This is a genomic window from Mesorhizobium sp. M7A.F.Ca.AU.002.02.1.1 (assembly GCF_003998535.1).
GTDB classification, from domain to species: domain Bacteria; phylum Pseudomonadota; class Alphaproteobacteria; order Rhizobiales; family Rhizobiaceae; genus Mesorhizobium; species Mesorhizobium ciceri.
On the sequence record NZ_RZPB01001019.1, the window covers coordinates 1 to 1,791 of the forward strand.

At 64.8% G+C, this 1,791-nt stretch carries 2 protein-coding genes and 1 pseudogene; all 3 read right to left on the reverse strand.

All coding sequences use genetic code 11. From position 1 onward, the window contains the following. Window positions 1-390: ATP-binding cassette domain-containing protein (locus EN879_RS34495; protein WP_164774781.1), on the reverse strand; the 390-nt coding region annotated here is incomplete at its 3' end. Between the two features lie 5 nt (window positions 391-395). Continuing rightward, a complete protein-coding gene (locus tag EN879_RS34500; RefSeq protein WP_063170664.1) occupies window positions 396-1,379 on the reverse strand; it encodes an ABC transporter permease in 984 nt (327 codons plus the stop codon). 159 nt (window positions 1,380-1,538) lie between these two features. Continuing rightward, a pseudogene (locus tag EN879_RS34505) lies at window positions 1,539-1,791 on the reverse strand (sugar ABC transporter substrate-binding protein); the annotation flags it as partial.

The following is a 1,791-nucleotide window of genomic DNA, read 5'->3' on the forward strand; positions in this document are numbered from 1 at the left end:
CTTCACCCGCTTCGGCATCGTCAACTGGCGCGCCGCCGCGTTCATGGCGCGCCAGTTGACGATGCCGAAGCGGGTGAAGCGATCCTCCTCGCCGAGATAGATGTTTTCGGCGACGGTCAGATTGAGCACCAGCGACTGTTCCTGGAACACCATGCCGATGCCGTGCCGTGCCGCGTCGCGCGGACTGCGCATGCGCAGCTGTTCGCCGTCCAGCGTCAGGCTGCCGCCATCCGGCCGGTAGCTGCCGGCCAGCACGCGCATCAGCGTCGACTTGCCGGCGCCGTTCTCGCCGATCAGGCCTACCACCTCGTTCGGCCGGACTTCGATCGAAACGTCGCGCAGCGCCTGGACGCCGGGAAAGTTCTTGATGATGCCGGATGCGTTCAGCATGGCGCTCACTTGACGATCCTGAGGCGAACGCGATCGAGCGACAGCGCCACCGCGGCGATGATCATCAGGCCCTGCACGGTCTGCTGGATATAGGGCGAGATGCCGAGCAGGATCATGCCATTGGCCAGCACGGTGACGATCAGCACGCCGATCAGCGTGTTGACGACGCCGCCTTCGCCGCCGGTGAGCGCCGTGCCGCCGACGACGACGGCGGTGACCGCTGCGAACAGCCTGCCGTCACCGATGACGGCATGCGACTGGCCAAGCTGGGCAGCGGCAAGCACGCCCGATATGCCGAAGAAGAAACCGGCCAACGCAAAGGCGGTGATGCGCACACGCACCACGTTGACGCCGGAGAGCTTGGCGACATCCTCATCACCGCCGATCGCCAGAATGTGGCGCCCGAGCTTGGTGTGGTACTGAATGACGGCGGCGAGCAGGAAAGCGCCAAAGGCGACCCAGACTGCCACCGGCAAGCCCAGGAAACGGTGCAGTGCGAGGTCGCGGATCGAGGCGTCGTTGAGCCGGATCGCCGAGCCGCCCAGCATATAGACTGACAGGCCAAGGCCGATGAACCACATGCCGAGCGTCGCCATGAAGGAGGGGATGCGCAGCATGGTCTGGACGAGGCCGCTGACGAACCCCATCGCGGTGCCGGCGACAATTGCGGCGAGCACCGCCCACCAGCCATAGTCATTGGCGTTCGCGTCATTGGCGGCGAGCAGCACCACCACCATGGCCGACACCGACAGCGTGCCCTCCACGGAGAGGTCGATGCTGCCCATCAGGATGATGAAGGTCAGCCCCATGGCCAGCGTCAGCGGCACGGCGGCCGAATTGGCAAGCCGCACCAGGTTGCGCAACTCGATGAAATTGGGATTGGCGATGGCGATCAGCACGCAGAGCACGATCAGCACCGCCAGCGGCGCCAGGCTGCGCCAGCGCCTGCCACCGAACACGGTGGCGATGCGGCCGGGGAGAACTGTCATAAGCGTCGTCCGCTCGATGTCCGAAACGGACTTCAGGGGTTCTGTATGGATTGTCAAGAAACCGCTTCCCGTCTGCTGATGACAGCCGTCGCGACGAGGGGATCGCGACGGCTGCGGGAGGAAGCGGGCCACCAGGGAGATGCGGCCCGCTCCGGTTGATCAGGTGCGGATGGCTCCAGTCACCCGGCCCCACAGATCGTTCCAGTCGATCTCCGGCTTGGAATCGACATTGGTCTTGTAATATTCCTCGACATTGTCATGCGAGATCAGCACCGCCTTGCCGTAGAACTCGCGGTGTTCCGGCGGCTCCTTGGTCGGATCGAACTTGCCGATCTTGGCGTTGTAGCCGATGGCGAGACCCATGCCGCCCTGCCAGAACGGATCGGACGTAACGGTGCAGGCGAACTCGCCC